This window comes from Burkholderia sp. GbtcB21, assembly GCF_019091065.1.
In the GTDB taxonomy this organism is placed as follows: domain Bacteria; phylum Pseudomonadota; class Gammaproteobacteria; order Burkholderiales; family Burkholderiaceae; genus Burkholderia; species Burkholderia pyrrocinia_C.
The window spans coordinates 1-262 of record NZ_JAGXKA010000291.1; the positions used below are offsets into that span (position 1 = coordinate 1).

General features: G+C 56.1%; 1 pseudogene. It reads left to right on the forward strand.

Going from position 1 to position 262, the window contains the following annotated elements:
- Positions 1-50 precede the first annotated feature (50 nt).
- A pseudogene (locus KVT39_RS36970) lies at positions 51-262 on the forward strand (2-succinyl-5-enolpyruvyl-6-hydroxy-3-cyclohexene-1-carboxylic-acid synthase); the annotation flags it as partial.

The window sequence follows — 262 nt, forward strand, 5'->3', positions numbered from 1 at the left end:
CCCTTCAGCAGTCAACGTCTCCCCTTACTGACTGGGCAGCCGTGCAAACGGTGCTGGAACAACTGCCGCAGGCATCGGTATTACACCTGGCCAATAGTATGCCGGTTCGGTATGCTAACCTCTGTGGGGTCGATGAACAACAACAGATCAGCGTGTCGGCTAATCGGGGGGTTAGCGGCATTGATGGCTGTTTAAGTACGGCGCTGGGAGCCGCCCTCCTGACCGATCAGATCGTGACATTGATCATTGGCGACGTTGCGTT